The following is an 18,068-nucleotide window of genomic DNA, read 5'->3' on the forward strand; positions in this document are numbered from 1 at the left end:
TCAACGTTCCTGGCCCGCAATCCGGAGCTCCAGTTCCAACGTGATCCCCGTTTGTTCCTCGACCCGTTTTCCAATCGTCCGGATCAATTCCAAGACGTCCTTGGCCGTGGCCCTTCCCAGGTTGACGATAAAATTGGCGTGTCGCTCCGAAACCTGGGCGTCGCCGATGCGGTGGCCTTTCAGTCCGACCTTTTCGACCAACTGGGCCGCGAAACGGCCTTTCGGGTTTTTGAAGACCGAGCCCGCGTTGGGCAGGGTCAGCGGCTGGGTCGCCTTGCGCTGATCGATAAAGACACGCATCCGCCGCTGGATTTCGGGAGAGCTCGACGGCTGGAGCTGAAACACCGCTCCGACGATCACGCCCTTGGGAATTCGAGACGACCGGTAGCCGAATTCCATCTCACTCCGGGTCATCGTCCGGATGGCTCCGTCCGGCTGAACGATTCGGATCGCGGTCAGCCGGTCGGCGATCTCTCCCTCGCGCGTTCCGGCGTTCATGACGACGGCGCCTCCCACCGTTCCCGGAATGCCTTGAGCGAACTCGAGGCCGCTCAAACCCCGCTTCATCGCGTGTCGGGCCAGATTGGACAGAAGGACGCCGCCTTCCGCGTCGATCCGCGTCGCGTCCGGATCGGTGATCTTTTCAAGACGGGAAAGCTTCACGACAATACCCCGGATTCCGCCGTCCCGGACCAGAAGGTTCGAGCCCCCCATGACGAAGACCCGCTCGTTTCTTTCCCTCGCCTGTCGAACCAGCCGCACCAGCGCCTCCAGGTTGCCGGGAATCACGAGAACATCGGCCGGGCCGCCGATCCGGAGCGTGGTGTGCCGGCTCAACGGCTCTTTCCAAAGAATTTCACCCTCGACCCCTTGCACCGCGTCGCGAAGCGCCTGCTGATCCGACGTTTTCATTCCGTTCCGCCTTCCAATCCCTTCAACACGGCCGTCCCGACCTTCCAAATATCGCCGGCTCCGAGCGTGAGAATCATGTCCCCGGGCCGAACGGCGGCAAGAATCTGTTCCACAATCGCCTCGTGCGTCGGAAGAAAGCGCACATCCTTGTACCCGTGCTGTTTCACCTGGTCGTACAAACTCTGGCCGGTGACTCCCTCAATGGGCGGTTCGCCGGCGGCGTAAATCTCGGTGAGGATCAGGCTGTCGGCCTGGTAGAAGGCGGTGCCGAATTCCTTGAGCAAGTCCCGCGTCCGCGTGTAGCGGTGCGGCTGAAAAACAACCAGCAGCCGCCGGTTCCAACCGGTTTTCGCCGCGGACAGCGTCGCCTTGATCTCGGTGGGATGGTGTCCGTAATCGTCGACGATCATGATCCCGCGTTTCTCCCCCACCAGTTGAAACCTCCGCTCCACGCCGGCGAACTCGGAGAGGGCTTTTCGGATCGCAGCGAGACCCACCTCCAGCTCCAGACCGACCGCGATCGCCGCCAGGGCGTTATAAACGTTGTGCAGTCCCGGAAGCGCGAGACGGAAGCGCCCCAGATTCTTTTGACGGAAATGGACCGTGAATTCCGACTCCCACCCTTTGAACTCCACCTTGCTGCCCACGAGATCGGCCTGCGGCGTCATTCCGAAGGTCACATAGCGGACATGCAGTTGCGGGATGATCTCCTGAATCGACTCCTGATCCAGACAGACCACGGCCAATCCATAGAAGGGCACCTTGTTCAAGAAATCCAGGAAAGCGCGCTGGATCCGGTCCAGGTCGTGGTAGTAATCGAGATGCTCCCGATCGATCGTCGTCACAATGGCGAAAATTGGGGAAAGCCGCAGGAACGACCCGTCGCTCTCGTCCGCCTCGGCCACCAGCAAATCGCCCTGGCCTAGTTTGGCGTTACTCCCAAATTGATAGGCCTTGCCGCCAATCACGGCCGTCGGATCCAGCCCGCCTTCCGCGAGGACCGAGGCCACCAGCGACGTCGTGGTCGTTTTGCCGTGCGCGCCGGCGATTGCGATGCCGTATTTAAGCCGCATCAGCTCAACCAACATCGCGGCCCGCGGGATGACGGGGATCAAACGCTCGCGGGCCGCCAGGACTTCCGGGTTCTGAGGAGAGACGGCCGAGGAGACGACCACCACCTGGGCCGGACCGATGTTGGAGGGATGGTGCCCGATGAAGATCTTTCCGCCGATCCCCTCTAGGCGTTTCACCGTCTCGGAATAGGACAGGTCGGATCCCGTCACGCGATATCCCATATTCAGCAGGATTTCGGCGATTCCGCTCATCCCGGCTCCGCCGATGCCCACAAAATGGATCTGCTGAATTTTACCAAACATGTCCGATCAGTCCCAAACAATCGTTCACGATCTTTTCGGCCGCGTCCGGACGTCCCAACCGACGACTCCGCTCGGACATCCGGCCCAGGAGGGTCGGCTGGGCCAGCAGGGTCGTGATCGTCTTGGCCAGCCGTTCTCCCGTCAGATCCCGTTCAAGAATCAGCTCCGCGGCTCCGGCATCGGCCAGCGCCCGGGCGTTTTTTTCCTGATGGCCGTGAGTCGCAAACGGAAACGGGATCAGGATGGACGGACGGCCGCAGGCGGTCAGCTCGGCCACCGTCGTCGCACCGGACCGGCAGACCACCAGATCGGCCGCGCGGTACGCCTCCGAGACCGGCGATAGAAACGGCGTGACAACGGCTTCAAATCCCCCCACGGCGTATTTTTCTTCTAGCCATCCGGCATCCCTTTCCCCGGATTGGTGGACGATCCGGATCGTTGTCTTCACCGCGTCCAGGCCGGCCAAGGCTTCAATCATGGCGCGATTGAGGGCCCGGGACCCCCGACTGCCGCCCATCACCAGCAGCGTCGATTTCGGAGCGTTCTTGGATGGTCCTTGGCCCGCCGAAAGGATGTCCCGGCGAACCGGGTTTCCGAAAACGCGGATCGATCCGGCGGCGCCCCGATCTCTGAACCACCGCCGGGTTTCTTCAAACGACAGATAGATCCGATCCACCCACGACCCCAAGAGCCGGTTGGTCAGGCCCGGCACCGCATTGGGTTCCACCAGAACACGGCGCAACCGCATCACACCGGCCATCGCCACCACCGGTCCGGAAGCATATCCGCCCACGCCGATCACCAGATCGGGACGGACATCCGTCAAAATCCTCCAGGATCGCCAGAGACCGGCCGGCAGTTGCAACACGGTCTTGATTTTGCGAAATCCTCCCTGGCCGACCCAACCCCCGATGGGGATCAGCCGAAGCTCAAAGCCCTCCCGGGGAATGATCCTGGTTTCGAGCCCCCCGGCGGTTCCAACGAACAGGATCCCGGTGCCGGGCCGCTGCCGTTGAAATTCGTTCGCCAGCGCAACCCCCGGGAAGAGATGGCCGCCCGTTCCGCCCCCCGCGATCACGACACGCATCCCTCCGACCTCTTCGCGCGATTCTGGCCTGCCGACCGGATCTCGGATCCGAACCGGCTCTTGCTTCGGTACAGGCTCCACCCTCCAACGGAGGCCGTCCTCGAAATATTCCAGAGAATGCCGACCGCCGCCAAGTTGGCGACGAGCGAGGACCCGCCGTAACTCAGGAAAGGCAGCGTCAGACCCTTGGTCGGGACCAGGCCCGTCACCACGGCCATGTTGACCATCGCCTGGACAACGATCATCATCGTGAGTCCAAACGCCAGATGACGTCCGAATAGATCGGGCGCCCTTAAACTGATCGACAGTCCCCGCCAGGCCAGCATTCCGAACAAGATCAAAACGGTCAAGGTGCCCAGCAATCCCAATTCTTCGCCGATCACCGCAAATATAAAATCGGTGTGCGGATACGGAAGGAAAAACAGTTTTTGCCGTCCCTCACCCAATCCCATCCCGACCGGTCCGCCTCCGCCCATGGCCAGAAAGGATTGGATCACCTGAAAACCGGTGTCGGTCGGATCCCGCCACGGGTCCAGAAACGCCATCAGCCGTTGGCGACGGTATCCGATCTTCATAATCATGGCGTACACCACCGGAGCCGCCAGCAGCCCCATCGCCCATAGATGCCGCCATCTCGCCCCGCCGATAAACAGCAAGAGACCGGCCACCCCGCCCAGCACCAACGCCGTCCCGAGATCGGACTCCCCCATGATCAGGGCCAAAAAAACACCGATCACGATCATCGGCGGCAGAAAATCGCGAAAGAAGTCATCCAGACGGTTCTTCTTTTTCATCAGATACCGGGCCAGGTAGATGACGGAGCACAGGCGCGCCGCTTCCGACGGTTGCAGCGTCAGCCACCCCCACCGCAACCAGCGACGGGACCCATTCAGCTCGAGGCCGACCACCGGGATTAAAACCAACCCCAACAGAATCACCGTCCCCAGAACCAGCGGCAAGGCCATCCGATTCCAGAACTCGTACGGAACACGCGAGGCCGCCGCCAAGACGACCAATCCAAAGGCGGCCCAAAGCATCTGCCGTTTGAAGAAAAAAAGCGAGTCGCCGTATTGCCGGCTGGCCAAAACCGCGCTGGCGCTGTAGATCATCACCACGCCGATCACCAACAGTAAGAGGGTGAGGAGGATCAACGGGCGGTCTCCCCGGACTCGGTCCATGCGTTATAGCCGGTTCACGGCCTCCTTAAAACGGTCTCCCCGGTCCTCAAAATCCCGGAACATATCAAAACTGCTGCAGGCCGGCGACAGAAGCACGACGTCTCCCGGACCCGCGATCTGAGCGGCCCGTTGCACGGCCTCTTCGAGACCGTCGACCTCGACCAAGGGCAGGAGGCCCGCCCACGCCGCCCGGAGGATCGGACGCGACTCGCCGATCAAGAGGGCGGTCTTCACCCGCCGTCTCAGGAGATCGCGAACGAGGGTAAATTCCCCTCCCTTATCCCGGCCTCCCGCGATCAGCACGATGGTCTCCGAAAAAGCCTCCAAGGCCTTGGCCAGCGCCGCGACGGTGGTCGCCTTTGAATCGTTGACGTAGAGCACGCCGTTCCGTTTTCGGACCGGCTCGAGCCGATGTTCAAGCCCTTTGAATCCCCGAACGGCCTCCCGGATTTGACGCACCGGGCAACCGGAAACGATCCCCACGGCCGACGCCGCCAGGACATTCTCGAGATTGTGGTCCCCCCGCAACGGAATCTCATCCCGGCGGAGGATTTCCAGACCGCCGGAGGAACGCGATGCGTCCACGGAAACCACCCGACCCGAATCCAGATACACCCCCGGCTCCGGACGGCGGGTTCTGCCGATGAAGACCCGTCTCGATCGGATCAAATCGGCCCGCTTGAGAACCCATGGATCATCGGCGTTGATGACGGCCGCATCGTCGGCCGTCTGATTCTCAAAAATCCTCGCCTTGGCCGTCCGATACTCCTCCAGGCTCCGGTAGCGATCCAGGTGGTTGGGCGTCACGTTGAGCAACACCGCCACCCGGGGACGGAACGTCCGGACGGTTTCAAGCTGGAAACTGCTGACCTCCACAACGATCCAATCCCATTCGGTTTTTTCCAGAACGGCCTCGCACAACGGCCGTCCCAGGTTGCCTCCGATAAAAACCCGTCGGCCGGCGGCTTTCAAGATTTCACCCGTCAGCGCGGTGGTGCTGCTCTTCCCGTTGGTCCCGGTGATCGCCACGACGGGAGCGGTCGCGAAACCGAAACCCAGCTCGATCTCGCCGATCACCGGCACCCCCCGCGCCTGCGCGGCCCGGGCCGGCCCCACGCGGTCCAAAGGAATCCCCGGGCTCATCACGACGAGGTCCGCATCTTGAAACGCCGATTCAGGATGTCCACCGATCTCATACCGGACCGGGCTTCCTTTCAAGACGGCCAACGGTCCTTCCAACTCGGCGGCGGGCCGACGGTCCGTCACGGTCACCCGCGCCCCCCGTTGGATCAATAAGCGGGTCGCGGCCTGGCCGCTCCGACCCAGGCCCACGACCGTGACCCTTCTGCCCTCGACGTCCTGCGCCATCCCGTCACCGGAGCTTCAGGGTGCTCAAACTCAGAAGCGCCATGACGATGGCAATGATCCAGAACCGCACCACCACCTTGGACTCCGACCACCCTTTGAGTTCAAAGTGATGGTGCAGCGGCGCCATTAAAAAAATCCGCTTGGCCCGCAACTTGAACGAGGCCACCTGAAGGATCACCGACAGGGCCTCGATCACAAACAACCCCCCGACAAACAGCAGAAGAAATTCGTGTTTGGTGATCACGGCCACGGTGCCCAGCATCCCGCCCAACGGCAAGGAGCCCACATCCCCCATGAACACGGAGGCCGGATGACTGTTGAACCAGAGAAACCCCAAGCAGGCGCCGAAGAGCGCGCCGCAGACCACCGCAAGTTCCCCCGCCCCTTCCAGATAGGGAATCAGCAGGTAGTCCGCGAAAATGCGATGGCCGGTGATGTAGGTGACGATGGTATAGGCCACGGCGGCGACGGCGACCGGCCCCGTTGCCAGACCGTCCAAGCCGTCCGTCAGATTCACGGCGTTCGAGGCCCCCACGATCACCAGCACGGCGAACGGCAGATACGCCCATCCAAGATCGGGATGGATATTTTTAAAGAACGGCAGGCTCAATTGCGTGGAGTAATTCAGGCCTCCGTAGAGAATGCCCACAATCCCCGCGGCGACGGCCGTCTGGGCCGCCAATTTGTATCTCGGCCATAATCCCGCCGAGTGTTTTTTGACGAACTTGAGATAATCGTCCACGAAACCGATCAGTCCGAAAAGCGCCAGCGATAAAACGGTCAGCCAGACATACGGACTCTCAAGATCGGCCCAGAGCCAGGTGGCTCCCAGCACCGCCACGAGGATGATGAGGCCCCCCATGGTCGGCGTCCCGGCCTTCGAAAGATGGGTCTTCGGTCCGTCGGACCGGATCTGCTGTCCGATCTGGGATTGCTGCAGCTGCCGGATCACCCAGGGGCCGATCGCAATGCAGATCACAAAAGCGGTCAGAACGGCATAGCTGGTCCGAAACGTAATATAGCGGAGGACGTTGAAAAATGGATTATTGGCGTGCAAAAAATACAGGAGATAAAACATGGCCCCCTATCGCCCGTTCAGAAGATAATCCAAGATCCGTTCCATTCGCATTCCCCGCGAGCCCTTAATCAAAATCACGTCGCCGCTTTCCGTCATTCCCTTCAAGGCCTGCGCGACCTCGGACGGCTCCCGGCAGACCCTCACGCGATCGCGGTCCAATCCATCGGCCCGCGCCGATTCCGCGATGGCGGCGGCGAGATCTCCCATGGTGATCAGCGCGTTGATGCCAAAAGCCGCAACCGCCCGGCCCATCCGCCGATGCGCGTCGGCCGAAGCCGCGCCCAGTTCCAACATATCGCCCAACACCGCGATCCGTCGGCCCGTCCCGCCGAATCGGCTCAAGGTTTCCAGAGCGGCCCGCACAGAGGCCGGGTTCGCGTTATAGACGTCGTACAGGACGGTCCGACCTTCCCAGGAAATCAATTCCGAACGCATGGCGACCGGATGGAACGCCTCCAGGCCGTGCTTGATTTCCGCCGGTTCACATCCCAGGACCAGGCCCGCCGCGGCCGCGGCGGCGGCGTTCAGGACGTTATGGCGACCGATCATCGGCAGGAGGATCGGCGCCCGGGTTCGATCGGACCCGAACGCGTTTGGCGCGCCCGCTCCGCGACCGGAGCGTCCCGGGGATCGCCCGATTCCAACGACGGCCGGATTCCAGCTCAAGGTCATCCGGATTTGCGAACCCGTCTCTTGGACCTCTTCGGCCGAGATATCGGCGTCCGGGTCAAATCCGAAGGTCACGACACGGCCCGGCGCGCGGGATCGAAGGGTGGCATAAAACGAATCATCCCGGTTGAGAAGGGCCACCCCGTCCGCCGGGGGCAGTGCCTCCAGCAGTTCGGCCTTGGCCGAGGCGACCGCATCGATGTCTCCCAGTGTTTCGAGATGGGCCGGACCGATGTTGGTGATCAACCCCACCCGAGGCGTCGCCAGTTCGCACAGACGCCGAAGATCTCCGGCCCGGCTGATTCCCATTTCCAGAACGGCCGCCTGATGGCGCGCGGTGAGACGAAGCAGCGTGAGCGGAACGCCGATCTGGTTGTTGATGTTCCCTTCATTTTTCAACGTGACATACCGGCCCGACAAAATCCCCGCGATCATTTCCTTGGTCGTGGTCTTGCCGTTGCTGCCGGTCACGGCGATGACGGGCAGAGACCACCGCTTCCGGTGAAACCTCGAAATCTCCTGCAACGCCGCCAGGGTGTCCGTTACGCCGATGAGGATTTTGCCGCGCAACAGCGCCTCTTCATCCGCCGTTTTCGGAATGCGATGGGCCGAAACATTCACCACCACGCCGCAGGCTCCGCGCGCCAAGGCCTCGTAAACGAACCGGTGGCCGTCAAACCGTTCTCCCCGGATGGCCAGGAAGAGCTCTCCCGAGCGGATCGTTCTGGAGTCGATCGAAATCCCCGGAACGGCCAGGGACGAATCGCCCCGTATCAACCGTCCGCCGGTGGCCGACACGATCTCGGCCGCTGTAAACAACGTCTCCATTCCAATCGCCTCAAGACCCACGCGTGCCGCCTCCGGATCGATGGTTTCGGATCCAGTCGTCGGCCAGCCGTCGATCGTTGAAGGGAATCATGCGATCGCCGATGATCTGGTATTCCTCATGGCCCTTGCCGGCCAAAACGACGGCATCTCCCGGCCGGGCCAGACCCAACGCCCGCATGATCGCTTCCTCCCGGTCCACGATCGTCATAACCTGGACGGGCTCTTTTCCCCGCGCCGCCCCTTCCCGCGCGCCGACTTCCACTTCCTTTATGATCCCGGCGGGATCCTCGCCGCGGGGATTATCGGAGGTGATCACCACCACGTCGCTGTAGAGGGCCGCGACCCGGCCCATGGGGGCCCGTTTTCCCCGATCCCGGTCGCCCCCGCAGCCGAAGACCGTAATGATCCTTCCCGGGGTCAACTCCGTCAACACACGGAGCAGGCGGTCCAGCGCGTCTTCGGTGTGCGCAAAATCGATGATCACCTTGAAGCCCTGTCCGGAATCGAGGCGTTCGAATCGGCCCGGCACGCCCGGAAGGGACGCAATGCCCCGTTGAATATTCTCCAACGGAATGTCCAGGTGGAGAGCCGCACCGATCGCCGCCAGAAGGTTGTAGACATTGTAGCGGCCCACCAAACTGGATTGGACCGGAAAGGACCCCGCCGGCGTGACGGCCGTGAAGGCCAGTCCATCCAGATGGCTGCGGAGGTCTTTGGCGGTCAGGTCGGCGGGGCGGTCCAGGCCGTAGGTCCATACCGGGACCGAAACGGATTCGATCAAGCGGCGGCCCCAACCGTCATCCTCGTTTATGACGGCCCGTTTCGGCGCGGTTTTCCGGGACGGCGCCGCCAGGCTTATAAACAGCATGCGCTTCGACTCCAAATAGTCCTCCATCGTATGATGAAAATCCAGATGATCCTGGGTCAGATTGGTGAAGACGGCCACGTCGAACTCGCACCCGTCGACCCGGTGGAGCGTCAACGCGTGCGAGGAAACCTCCATCACGACGTGCCCGGCCCCTTTTTCAACCAGCCGGGCCAACAGCGCCTGCAGGACGGGGGATTCGGGCGTGGTGTGGGTCGAGGCCACGACCTCCCCGGCCAGATCGTAGGTCACGGTGCCCAATAACCCGACGGGATAACCGGCCGCTTGAAGAATGCTCCGGATCACATAGGTCACGGTCGTTTTGCCGTTGGTCCCGGTCACGCCGACGACGCGAAGACGCGACGAAGGATGGCCGTAGAACTCTTCCGCCAAACGCGCCAGGGCGACCCGGGCATCCCTCACCTGGATGACCGGGACCTCCCCTTTCAACGCGGGCGGGATGGCCGGGCTCTCCGTCACGACGGCCGCGGCGCCCCGTTCGATCGCCTCCTTGAGAAAGGCGTGGCCGTCCGAATGCCGGCCGCGGATGGCGACAAACAAACTGCCGGGCCGCGCCTGCCGCGAATCCGACACCACGTGGCGGATCTCCGGCGACCGGTTTTCGTCCTTCGTCATCACCCGGGCTTCCGGGATCGCCCGCAACAGTCTGTCCAATCGCATGGTCTCCACGACAACACCCGCGTCTATCCGGCCGAGGTCAGCACGATTCGCTCCTGCGACCGCGGCGGCACTCCCAGGTATCTCAAAACCTGCTCGGCGACGTTCCGGAATACGGGCGCCGCCACGGTGCCCCCCCATGATACTCCCTTGGGATCGTCCACCACAACCAGCACGACGATCCGGGGATCATCCGCCGGAACGATTCCGACGAAGGAAACGACCCCGTCCCGCGCGGAATACTGCCGGGTAGCCGGGTCGATCTTCTGGGCGGTTCCCGTTTTGCCGGCGATCCGATAGCCGGGAATGGCGGCCTTCTCGCCCGTGCCGTCTTTGGACACCGTTCCCTCCAGGACCGTCATCATCCGGGCGGCCGTTTCGGGGGACACGGGGCGCCGTCGGGCCTCGGGAAGGAAGGTCTGGATCGCGCGGCCGTTCTCGTCCCGGATCTCCGAAACGAGACGCGGGCGCATCAATACGCCTCCGTTGGCGATCGCGGAAACGGCCGCGACGAGTTGAAGGGGCGTCACGGCCACCTCCTGGCCGATGGCGATGGAGGGCAGAGACCGTCCCGACCAATCACGCGGCGGTTTGATCAATCCGGGCGATTCGCCCTCGACATCGATCCCGGTCTTCTCGCCGAACCCGAAGGCCCGGATGTACCGGTACAGGCGGTCCGCATCCATCCGCATGGCGATCTTGATCATTCCGATGTTGCTGGATTTCTGGATGACCTCCCGAAACGTCAGGTAGCCTTCCTTTTCGGCGTCCCGAATGAACCCGCCGGCGATGGCCATCCTCCCCTCTTCACAATAAAAAACATCGTCGGGGCCGGCCACGTGTTCCTCCAGGGCCGCGGACGCCGTCACGATTTTAAACGTCGATCCCGGTTCATAGGCGTCCGTTACGGCCCGGTTGCGCCACAACTCGGGACGCCGCGATTCGACGCGGTTGGGGTTGAATTCCGGACGAACGGCCAGGCCCAGGATCTCGCCCGTTTTAGGGTCCATCACGATCACGGAGCCGTCGTCGGCCCGGGTCTCCTCCATCACGGCATCCAGTTCGGTTTCCGCAATGTGCTGAATCACTTCATCGATCGTCAGCACCAAGTCTTTTCCCCGGGACGGCGCAAAGGAATCCAAGCCCTTTTGAAAAATCGCGTGGCCGAACGCATCGCGCTCCACGACCGCCCATCCCTTCTCTCCTTGCAGTTGCCGGTTGTACGCCAGCTCGATGCCCTCGAGTCCTTGATTGTCCACCCCGGCGAAGCCCAGGAGGTGGCCCATCAGGTCTCGTTTGGGATAGAACCGCTGACTTTCGTTTAACGTTCCGACTCCGTCGATGCCCAGATCCATGACGCTCCGGGCCACGGCCGGGCTGACTTTTCGCTCGATCCAGACAAAGTTCTTGTTGCCCTCCAGCCGTTTTTGGATCGATTTGTCGTCGGACCGAAGAACGCGGGCCAGTTCAAGAGCCGCCGCTCCGCGATCCGAAATGAGGGAGGGCATGGCATAGACGGAAGGGACCTCCACATTGGTGGCCAGGATCCTCCCTTTCCGGTCGAAAATGGTTCCCCGTTCCCCCTCCAGAATCACGCTTTTTTCATGTTGCCGTTCGGCCCGCTTCGAAAGTTCCGTCGCTTCGACCACCTGCAGCGCGCACAACCGGACGAGAACACCGATGAAACCGATCGCCAGAAGAACGCCGGTCAGAAAGATTCGGCTTGTGGAACCGTTGAAGGCTCTCATGGTCCTTTTTTTGCGATCCGCAGCGGCGTCGCGAGAGGACGGGACAAATCGCGGGACGCATCGGACGGCGCCCCCCTTTGAACCAACACGACCTGCCCTTCCTGCGGTTTGATCATCCCGAGCTTTGCGGTCGCAATCCGTTCAATGCGATCCAGGTCCGAAAGCGTTTCGACTTCGACGAGGAGTTGCTTGTGCATCTGCTGCATCGCCTTCCGCTTCTGCTCCGACTGCTCGACTTCATATCCCAGGGTCACGATGTGAACATGCTGCCAGATATCCAGAAGGACCACCAGCACAAGGGCCGCCCCGATCCCGACGCGTCGCACGATCATACCGTTCCCGAATCGCCCGGCGCCGGCGCGGCCGCCATCCGTTCCACCGCACGGAGTTTGGCGCTCCGGGAACGCGGATTGACCCGGATCTCCTCGGGGCCGGGAACGACGGGCTTCTTGGTGATCAGCCGCAACTGCGGCGGCTCGGTCTGGGTCAAGGCTTTGAAGGTCCTTTTCACGATGCGGTCCTCCAGGGAATGAAACGAGATGACGCACAATCTCCCGCCGTCGTTCAGAACGGAAACGGCTTCGGCCAACCCGACGCCCAACTGGTCCAACTCCTGATTCACGACGATTCTCAAGGCCTGAAAGGTTCGGGTCGCCGGGTGAATCCGCCGCCCTTGGCCCGACCGGGGAACCGCCCGGCGGATCAGGTCGGCCAGTTGGAGGGTCCGACTAACCGGCGCTTTTTGACGTTCGTCGACGATGGCCCGGGCGATGCGCCGAGACCACCGCTCCTCGCCGTATTCAAACAGCACCTGCATGAGTTGACGTTCGGGAAGGGAATTCACCAAGACCGCGGCCGTGACCGGCGATCGCCGGTCCATGCGCATATCGAGAGGGCCGTCTTTTTGGAAACTGAAGCCCCGTTCGGAATCCGTCAATTGCAATGTGGACACGCCCAAATCCATCAGGATTCCATCAACCGCCCGAACGCCCTGAGCGCTCAGAAGCGTTCCGAGGTTTTTAAAACCGCCGTGCAAAAGTCGCACGCGGCTCCCGTGCCGTTTTAACCGCTCCCCCGCCCTCCGGACCGCTTCCTCATCCCGGTCGATTCCGAAGAGCAAACCGTCCGGCGCCGTCGCGTTAAGGATCGCCTCGGCGTGGCCCCCTTCCCCCACGGTACAGTCCACGTAAATCCCGTGCGGTCGCAAGCGGAGCGTTTGAATCACCTCGTCCTTAAGAACGGGGATATGGCAATAATTTTCGTCCGTGGTCAAAGACCAAGACCGGACAACGCCGCGCCGATCTTTTCGGAGTTCTTCGGCATCTGGGATTCTTTCTCTTTCCATCGCTTCGCATCCCAGATTTCGATCTTGTTGAAAATTCCAAGCATGACGATTTCTTTCGTGATCCGGGCGTACTCCCGGAGCGCCGGGGAAAGCAGGATCCTTCCCTGCCGGTCCAGCGGGCATTCTACCGCGCCGGAATAAAAAAACCGAAGCCAGTCTTTCACTTCCTGCTGCATCGCCGGGATGGTCTTGACCTTCTCCTGCATGATCTGCCATTCTTCAATGGGATAGGCCACCAGGCATTGATCGAGGTCGGTGGTCACGATCAGTTTCTCTTCATAACGCTCGGCCAGGGTTTCGCGGAACTTGATTGGAATGCTGACGCGACCCTTCGAGTCCACCGTGTGCTGAAAGCGACCGAGGAACATCGATCCCCCGCTTCTCCATTTCATCCCACTTTATCCCACTTGCAGCCACAAGTATACACCAAGAGGCTCTCTTGTCAAGAAAAAAAACGATTAGATTATGGAAATTATTACCGAATTGGATCAGACACCATATTTGGGGTTAACGGGTAACGAGGACCCCGATCTGTAGTCGGATGAGGTGAAACACAACCATTTATAATGGTCCAACCTCACGGCGGACTGTCATGGTTTCTTGATTAGTTTTTACCCAAGTGCTGCAAACCATGCGGTCCGAATCTTCCATATCCGATTCAAACGACCCTTTCTTCACTGGGCATGCAACGGAACATTGCACGGTTCGCAACGGTTTTTTATCGGGCTCGGACGAAACGGCAAGGATCGCAGGCTTGGATCGGGACCAAACTTCTTGACAGTATTGGTCATTTTCTGTTAAGTTGATAAGTCTTCGGCCGTGAATTTATAGGCGAATCGCCCGGATAAAATGCATTAAACAAAAAGGGCCGTTTCGAAAATAGCCATGCGGATAAAAATCAACGGCAAGCCAGAGGAAATCGAAGCCAAAACGGTCCTGGAATTGCTCCGGGCGAAAGAGATCGAACCCCGGATGGTTTCGGTTGAACTCAACTCAATCATCGTCGATCGGGAGGCTTATGCCGCCACGTCATTAAAAGAGGGAGACTTGCTGGAGTTCCTATTCTTCATGGGCGGAGGCGGAAGTTTTTATCCAGCGAGCAAGGCGAGCGACCTGCCTGCCGGCAGGCAGGGAGGGGGAGGCCGAAAATTCCCCGCAGGGAAATTTTCCCCTATTTACGATTTACGTCCTTGGGCGGGGAATTTGGTGACTCGAGAATGGCAAATCGTAAATAAGGGAAACCGGAACCCGCGGAAGCTTCAGTGGAGGGGGCGACGCGAGCCCCTATAAAAAGATGACGGACCCATGGCACAATGATATTTCCCGGTTGATCGGCCGCACACCCATGGTCCGGCTCAATCGTTTGAGTCCCCCGGACGGGGCCGCCGTTTTTGCCAAGGTGGAATTTTTCAACCCCGGCGGCAGCGTGAAGGACCGGATCTGCCTGAACATGATCAATGAAGCCGAACGGCAGGGCCGGCTGAAACCCGGCGCCACCATGGTCGAACCGACCAGCGGCAACACCGGCATCGGCCTGGCCATGATCGCGGCCGTGCGCGGATACAAACTGATCCTCGTCATGCCGGAGAGCATGAGCATGGAGCGGGCCAGTCTTCTTTCCTCCTACGGCGCCCAGCTGGTGCTGACGCCGGCCTGGGAGGGAATGCGCGGATCGATCAAGGAGGCGGAGCAGCTTCTTGAACAGAACCCGACTTATTTCATGCCGGATCAATTTTCGAACCCGGCCAATCCGGAGATGCACCGCAAGACGACGGCGGTCGAGATCTGGGAGGCCATGAACGGGCGGATCGACGCCTTCGTGGCCGGCGTCGGAACGGGCGGCACGATCACGGGCATCGGCGAACTGCTGAAGTCGCGCCTTTCCGATGTCCAAATCGTCGCGGTGGAGCCCACGGCGTCGGCCGTTCTGTCCGGCAACGAACCGGGCCCCCACAAGATCCAAGGCATCGGGGCCGGCTTCGTTCCCAAGGTTCTGAATCGAAGCATCATCGACAAGATCGTCACGGTGACGGATGAAGAAGCCTACCGCACCGCGAAACTTCTGGCGCGGGAGGAAGGCCTGCTGGTGGGGATCTCTTCCGGAGCGAACGTCTTCGCCGCCCAGAAAGTGGCCAAGGCCCTCGGCCCGGGAAAGCAGGTCGTGACGATCCTGCCCGACACGGGCGAGCGGTATATCAGCATCGAAAAATATTTTAACATTTAATCGCTGGGAGGGGGCGACGCCGGCCCCGATCAATCAATTTGGAATTCAACGACCAACAAATACAGCGCTACAGCCGGCACATTATCCTTCCCGAAGTCGGGGGGAAGGGACAGAAACGGATCTGCCAGGCGAAGATATTGATCGTCGGCGCAGGCGGATTGGGCTCTCCAGCCGCCCTCTATCTGGCCGCCGCGGGGGTGGGAACGATCGGGATCATCGACGGGGATGTGGTCGATCTGACCAACCTCCACCGGCAGGTTCTTCACCACACGCCGGACGTGGCCCATCCGAAAGTGTTCTCCGCGCGCGACAAAATGCTCGCGATCAATCCGGACGTGAACGTCGTGACCTATTATGAACGGCTGACGGCCAAAAACGCTCTTTCCATCTTGAACGACTACGACATCATTCTGGATGGAACGGACAACTTCCCCGCCAAATTCCTGATCAACGACGCCTGTTTTTTCGCGAAAAAGCCGTTGATCCACGGCGGTATCCTCCGTTTCGACGGACAGGTGATCACCATTCGGCCGGGCCAGAGCGCCTGTTATCGTTGCATTCACCGTAACCCGCCCCCGAACGGTCTGATCCCGACCTGTCAGGAGGCCGGGGTGATCGGTGTTCTGGCCGGCGTGATCGGAACGATTCAGGCGACCGAGGCGCTGAAGCTCATCCTGGGCATCGGCCAGCCCTTGACCGACCGGTGGCTCATCTACAACGCGTTGACCGCCCAGTTCCGATCCGCCCGCGTCAAACGTCAGGCCCACTGCCCCCTCTGCGGGGATCGGCCGACGATCACCGAGCTGATCGAGTACGACCAGGCGGTCTGCGAAATTTAGCCGTTTCAGGATTCATATGGCCAAGATCAAAGGTCTTCAATGTCGCGAATGCAAGAAGGAGTACCCGGCCGAGCCGCTCCATGTCTGCGAGTTTTGTTTCGGTCCGCTCGAGGTGAATTACAATTACGACGAGATTCGCACGATGATCTCGAGGGAAACGATCCTTAAGGGGCCGAAAAGCCTGTGGCGTTACGCCGCCCTCCTGCCGGTCGAGGGCCCGCCGACCGTCGGGCTTCACGGCGGCCTGACCCCGATGGTCAAGGCCCACAACCTGGCGCGCGTTCTGGGGCTCGAGGCGCTTTATCTTAAAAACGACACGGTGAATCATCCGACCCTATCCTTCAAAGACCGGGTCGTGGCCGTGGCCCTCACCCGGGCCAAGGAGCTGGGATTCGACACCGTCGCCTGCGCCTCGACCGGAAACCTGGCCAATTCCGTATCGGCCCACGCCGCGCAGGCCGGGCTGAAAGGCTACGTCTTCATCCCCAGCGATCTGGAAGCCGCCAAGATCCTGGGCAATCTGATTTACAAGCCGAGGGTCGTCGCCGTGGAAGGCAATTACGATGACGTCAACCGCCTCTGCAGCGAGATCGCCTCCGAATACGCCTGGGCTTTCGTGAACATCAACATCCGGCCGTACTATGCGGAGGGATCCAAGACCCTCGCCTACGAAACGGTCGAACAGCTCGGATGGCGCAGCCCGGACCATGTGGTCGTCCCCATCGCCTCCGGGTCGTTGCTGACCAAGATCTGGAAAGGGCTGAAGGAGTTCGAGCAGCTGGGACTGATCCCGGCGGTCAAGACGCGGGTCAACGGCGCCCAGGCGGAGGGCTGCTCGCCCGTGGCCGAGGCCTTCAAGGCCAAACGGGACTTCATCAAGCCGGTGAAGCCGCAGACCATCGCCAAGTCGTTGGCGATCGGAAACCCGGCCGACGGTTATTACGCCCTCAAGACCGCGAAGGAGACCGGCGGATCCATCGAGACAGCCACCGACCCGGAAATCGTCCAGGGGATCACCCTCTTGGCCGAGACCGAAGGCATCTTTGCCGAAACCGCCGGCGGGGTGACCGTAGCGGTCTTGAAGAAATTGGTGGAGCAGGGCGTGATCCGCAAAGGGGACCTGACGGTGGCCTACATCACCGGGCACGGGTTAAAGACCCAGGAAGCGGTCCTGCAGGCCGTGGGCGCGCCGGTGCGGATCCAGCCCAGCCTCGCCAGCTTTGAGGAAACCTTTCAGAACATCAAACGGAGGAACGCGTAATGTCGGTGAAGGTTCGAATTCCCACGCCGCTGAGGTCGCTCACCGCCGGACAAAGCGTGGTGGAGGTGGCCGGAAAAGACATCGGAGAGGTGATCGAGCGCCTTGAAAAACAATACCCCGGCATCAAGACCCGCATTTGCGACGAAGAGAATCAGATCCGGCGCTTCGTCAATATCTACGTGAACGAGGAGGACATCCGGTTCAAACAGGGACAGGCGACCCTTCTGCGCGAAGGGGATGAAGTCTCGATCATCCCGGCGATCGCGGGCGGCGCCGGGGGGGAGGGCGGACGATGGCCAGCCTGAAGGTTCATATCACGTTTCCGGAAAACAAGATCAAGGAGCCGATCATCTACCAGATCGGCCAGAAGTACCAGGTGATCACGAATGTCCGGCGGGCCGACGTCACGGAAAAAACGGGATGGGTGGACCTGGAGCTGACCGGCGACCCGAAAGAGATCGAGCGGGCCGTGGAAGGCCTGAAAAAAATGGGCGTCAAGGTGGACCCCATCGAACGCAATATTATCGAATGAACTAGATACTCAGCGCGCAAAGCGCGCGAGAGGGGGAGGCTCCATTCGGCTTTGCCAATGGAGGGGGCGACGTGAGCCTC

General features: G+C 61.1%; 18 protein-coding genes. 6 read left to right on the forward strand and 12 right to left on the reverse strand.

Going from position 1 to position 18,068, the window contains the following annotated elements; all coding sequences use genetic code 11:
* The 12 genes from murB to mraZ are packed head-to-tail and all read right to left on the reverse strand — an operon-like array spanning position 1 to position 13,524.
* Positions 1 to 912 (reverse strand): UDP-N-acetylmuramate dehydrogenase, encoded by a 912-nt coding sequence (murB, locus tag VLY20_08670; protein ID HUK56713.1) that lies wholly within the window; start codon positions 910 to 912, stop codon positions 1 to 3.
* Positions 909 to 2,288 carry a UDP-N-acetylmuramate--L-alanine ligase gene (murC, locus tag VLY20_08675; protein HUK56714.1) on the reverse strand — a complete coding sequence of 460 codons (1,380 nt, stop codon included), beginning with the start codon at positions 2,286 to 2,288 and terminating at the stop codon, positions 909 to 911. The genes murB and murC overlap by 4 nt, the downstream gene beginning before the upstream one ends.
* Entirely contained in the window at positions 2,278 to 3,375 is a 1,098-nt protein-coding gene (gene murG / locus VLY20_08680; GenBank protein ID HUK56715.1) for an undecaprenyldiphospho-muramoylpentapeptide beta-N-acetylglucosaminyltransferase, read from the reverse strand. Before murG ends, murC begins: the two co-directional genes overlap by 11 nt.
* Positions 3,363 to 4,553, reverse strand: a complete 1,191-nt coding sequence (gene ftsW, locus VLY20_08685) for a putative lipid II flippase FtsW (protein ID HUK56716.1) — start codon at positions 4,551 to 4,553, stop codon at positions 3,363 to 3,365. The genes murG and ftsW overlap by 13 nt, the downstream gene beginning before the upstream one ends.
* Positions 4,554 to 4,556: 3 nt before the next feature.
* Positions 4,557 to 5,921 carry a UDP-N-acetylmuramoyl-L-alanine--D-glutamate ligase gene (gene murD / locus VLY20_08690; GenBank protein HUK56717.1) on the reverse strand — a complete coding sequence of 455 codons (1,365 nt, stop codon included), beginning with the start codon at positions 5,919 to 5,921 and terminating at the stop codon, positions 4,557 to 4,559.
* Positions 5,922 to 5,925: 4 nt separating this feature from the next.
* Positions 5,926 to 6,999 (reverse strand): phospho-N-acetylmuramoyl-pentapeptide-transferase, encoded by a 1,074-nt coding sequence (gene mraY, locus VLY20_08695; protein ID HUK56718.1) that lies wholly within the window; start codon positions 6,997 to 6,999, stop codon positions 5,926 to 5,928.
* Positions 7,000 to 7,005: 6 nt separating this feature from the next.
* A complete protein-coding gene (gene murF / locus VLY20_08700; GenBank protein ID HUK56719.1) occupies positions 7,006 to 8,496 on the reverse strand; it encodes a UDP-N-acetylmuramoyl-tripeptide--D-alanyl-D-alanine ligase in 1,491 nt (496 codons plus the stop codon).
* Positions 8,497 to 8,506: 10 nt separating this feature from the next.
* A complete protein-coding gene (locus VLY20_08705; protein ID HUK56720.1) occupies positions 8,507 to 10,042 on the reverse strand; it encodes a UDP-N-acetylmuramoyl-L-alanyl-D-glutamate--2,6-diaminopimelate ligase in 1,536 nt (511 codons plus the stop codon).
* 23 nt (positions 10,043 to 10,065) lie between these two features.
* Positions 10,066 to 11,787 (reverse strand): penicillin-binding transpeptidase domain-containing protein, encoded by a 1,722-nt coding sequence (locus tag VLY20_08710; GenBank protein ID HUK56721.1) that lies wholly within the window; start codon positions 11,785 to 11,787, stop codon positions 10,066 to 10,068.
* On the reverse strand, positions 11,784 to 12,119 hold the full coding sequence (gene ftsL / locus VLY20_08715; protein HUK56722.1) for a cell division protein FtsL: 336 nt from the start codon (positions 12,117 to 12,119) through the stop codon (positions 11,784 to 11,786). Before ftsL ends, VLY20_08710 begins: the two co-directional genes overlap by 4 nt.
* On the reverse strand, positions 12,116 to 13,132 hold the full coding sequence (gene rsmH / locus VLY20_08720; protein ID HUK56723.1) for a 16S rRNA (cytosine(1402)-N(4))-methyltransferase RsmH: 1,017 nt from the start codon (positions 13,130 to 13,132) through the stop codon (positions 12,116 to 12,118). Before rsmH ends, ftsL begins: the two co-directional genes overlap by 4 nt.
* Entirely contained in the window at positions 13,057 to 13,524 is a 468-nt protein-coding gene (gene mraZ, locus VLY20_08725; protein ID HUK56724.1) for a division/cell wall cluster transcriptional repressor MraZ, read from the reverse strand. Before mraZ ends, rsmH begins: the two co-directional genes overlap by 76 nt.
* A 493-nt stretch (positions 13,525 to 14,017) precedes the next feature.
* Here mraZ and thiS point away from each other — a divergent pair, with 493 nt between their 5' ends.
* From thiS to VLY20_08755, 6 genes are read left to right on the forward strand one after another with little or no spacing between them, the layout of a single operon-like run.
* Positions 14,018 to 14,422: a sulfur carrier protein ThiS gene (thiS, locus tag VLY20_08730; protein ID HUK56725.1), complete on the forward strand. Its 405-nt coding sequence runs from the start codon at positions 14,018 to 14,020 to the stop codon at positions 14,420 to 14,422.
* Positions 14,423 to 14,426: 4 nt separating this feature from the next.
* Positions 14,427 to 15,356, forward strand: a complete 930-nt coding sequence (gene cysK, locus VLY20_08735; GenBank protein ID HUK56726.1) for a cysteine synthase A — start codon at positions 14,427 to 14,429, stop codon at positions 15,354 to 15,356.
* A gap of 38 nt (positions 15,357 to 15,394) precedes the next feature.
* Positions 15,395 to 16,195 (forward strand): molybdopterin-synthase adenylyltransferase MoeB, encoded by an 801-nt coding sequence (gene moeB / locus VLY20_08740; protein ID HUK56727.1) that lies wholly within the window; start codon positions 15,395 to 15,397, stop codon positions 16,193 to 16,195.
* Between the two features lie 16 nt (positions 16,196 to 16,211).
* Positions 16,212 to 17,456 carry a threonine synthase gene (gene thrC, locus VLY20_08745; protein ID HUK56728.1) on the forward strand — a complete coding sequence of 415 codons (1,245 nt, stop codon included), beginning with the start codon at positions 16,212 to 16,214 and terminating at the stop codon, positions 17,454 to 17,456.
* Entirely contained in the window at positions 17,456 to 17,761 is a 306-nt protein-coding gene (locus VLY20_08750) for a MoaD/ThiS family protein (protein HUK56729.1), read from the forward strand. Before thrC ends, VLY20_08750 begins: the two co-directional genes overlap by 1 nt.
* Positions 17,749 to 17,988 carry an NIL domain-containing protein gene (locus tag VLY20_08755; protein HUK56730.1) on the forward strand — a complete coding sequence of 80 codons (240 nt, stop codon included), beginning with the start codon at positions 17,749 to 17,751 and terminating at the stop codon, positions 17,986 to 17,988. Before VLY20_08750 ends, VLY20_08755 begins: the two co-directional genes overlap by 13 nt.
* The last annotated feature ends 80 nt before the right edge of the window (positions 17,989 to 18,068 follow it).

It is taken from the genome of Nitrospiria bacterium, assembly GCA_035517655.1.
GTDB lineage: Bacteria > Nitrospirota > Nitrospiria > JACQBZ01 > JACQBZ01 > JACQBZ01.

Coding starts and splice junctions, on each gene's coding strand:
- rsmH (HUK56723.1), bottom strand. CDS start 13,132: ATGGAAAGAGAAAGAATCCCAGATGCCGAAGAACTCCGAAAAGATCGG.
- cysK (HUK56726.1), top strand. CDS start 14,427: ATGACGGACCCATGGCACAATGATATTTCCCGGTTGATCGGCCGCACA.
- murB (HUK56713.1), bottom strand. CDS start 912: ATGAAAACGTCGGATCAGCAGGCGCTTCGCGACGCGGTGCAAGGGGTC.
- VLY20_08710 (HUK56721.1), bottom strand. CDS start 11,787: ATGAGAGCCTTCAACGGTTCCACAAGCCGAATCTTTCTGACCGGCGTT.
- ftsL (HUK56722.1), bottom strand. CDS start 12,119: ATGATCGTGCGACGCGTCGGGATCGGGGCGGCCCTTGTGCTGGTGGTC.
- mraY (HUK56718.1), bottom strand. CDS start 6,999: ATGTTTTATCTCCTGTATTTTTTGCACGCCAATAATCCATTTTTCAAC.
- murG (HUK56715.1), bottom strand. CDS start 3,375: ATGCGTGTCGTGATCGCGGGGGGCGGAACGGGCGGCCATCTCTTCCCG.
- ftsW (HUK56716.1), bottom strand. CDS start 4,553: ATGGACCGAGTCCGGGGAGACCGCCCGTTGATCCTCCTCACCCTCTTA.
- murF (HUK56719.1), bottom strand. CDS start 8,496: ATGGAGACGTTGTTTACAGCGGCCGAGATCGTGTCGGCCACCGGCGGA.
- VLY20_08705 (HUK56720.1), bottom strand. CDS start 10,042: ATGCGATTGGACAGACTGTTGCGGGCGATCCCGGAAGCCCGGGTGATG.
- mraZ (HUK56724.1), bottom strand. CDS start 13,524: ATGAAATGGAGAAGCGGGGGATCGATGTTCCTCGGTCGCTTTCAGCAC.
- murD (HUK56717.1), bottom strand. CDS start 5,921: ATGGCGCAGGACGTCGAGGGCAGAAGGGTCACGGTCGTGGGCCTGGGT.
- murC (HUK56714.1), bottom strand. CDS start 2,288: ATGTTTGGTAAAATTCAGCAGATCCATTTTGTGGGCATCGGCGGAGCC.
- thrC (HUK56728.1), top strand. CDS start 16,212: ATGGCCAAGATCAAAGGTCTTCAATGTCGCGAATGCAAGAAGGAGTAC.
- VLY20_08755 (HUK56730.1), top strand. CDS start 17,749: ATGGCCAGCCTGAAGGTTCATATCACGTTTCCGGAAAACAAGATCAAG.
- VLY20_08750 (HUK56729.1), top strand. CDS start 17,456: ATGTCGGTGAAGGTTCGAATTCCCACGCCGCTGAGGTCGCTCACCGCC.
- thiS (HUK56725.1), top strand. CDS start 14,018: ATGCGGATAAAAATCAACGGCAAGCCAGAGGAAATCGAAGCCAAAACG.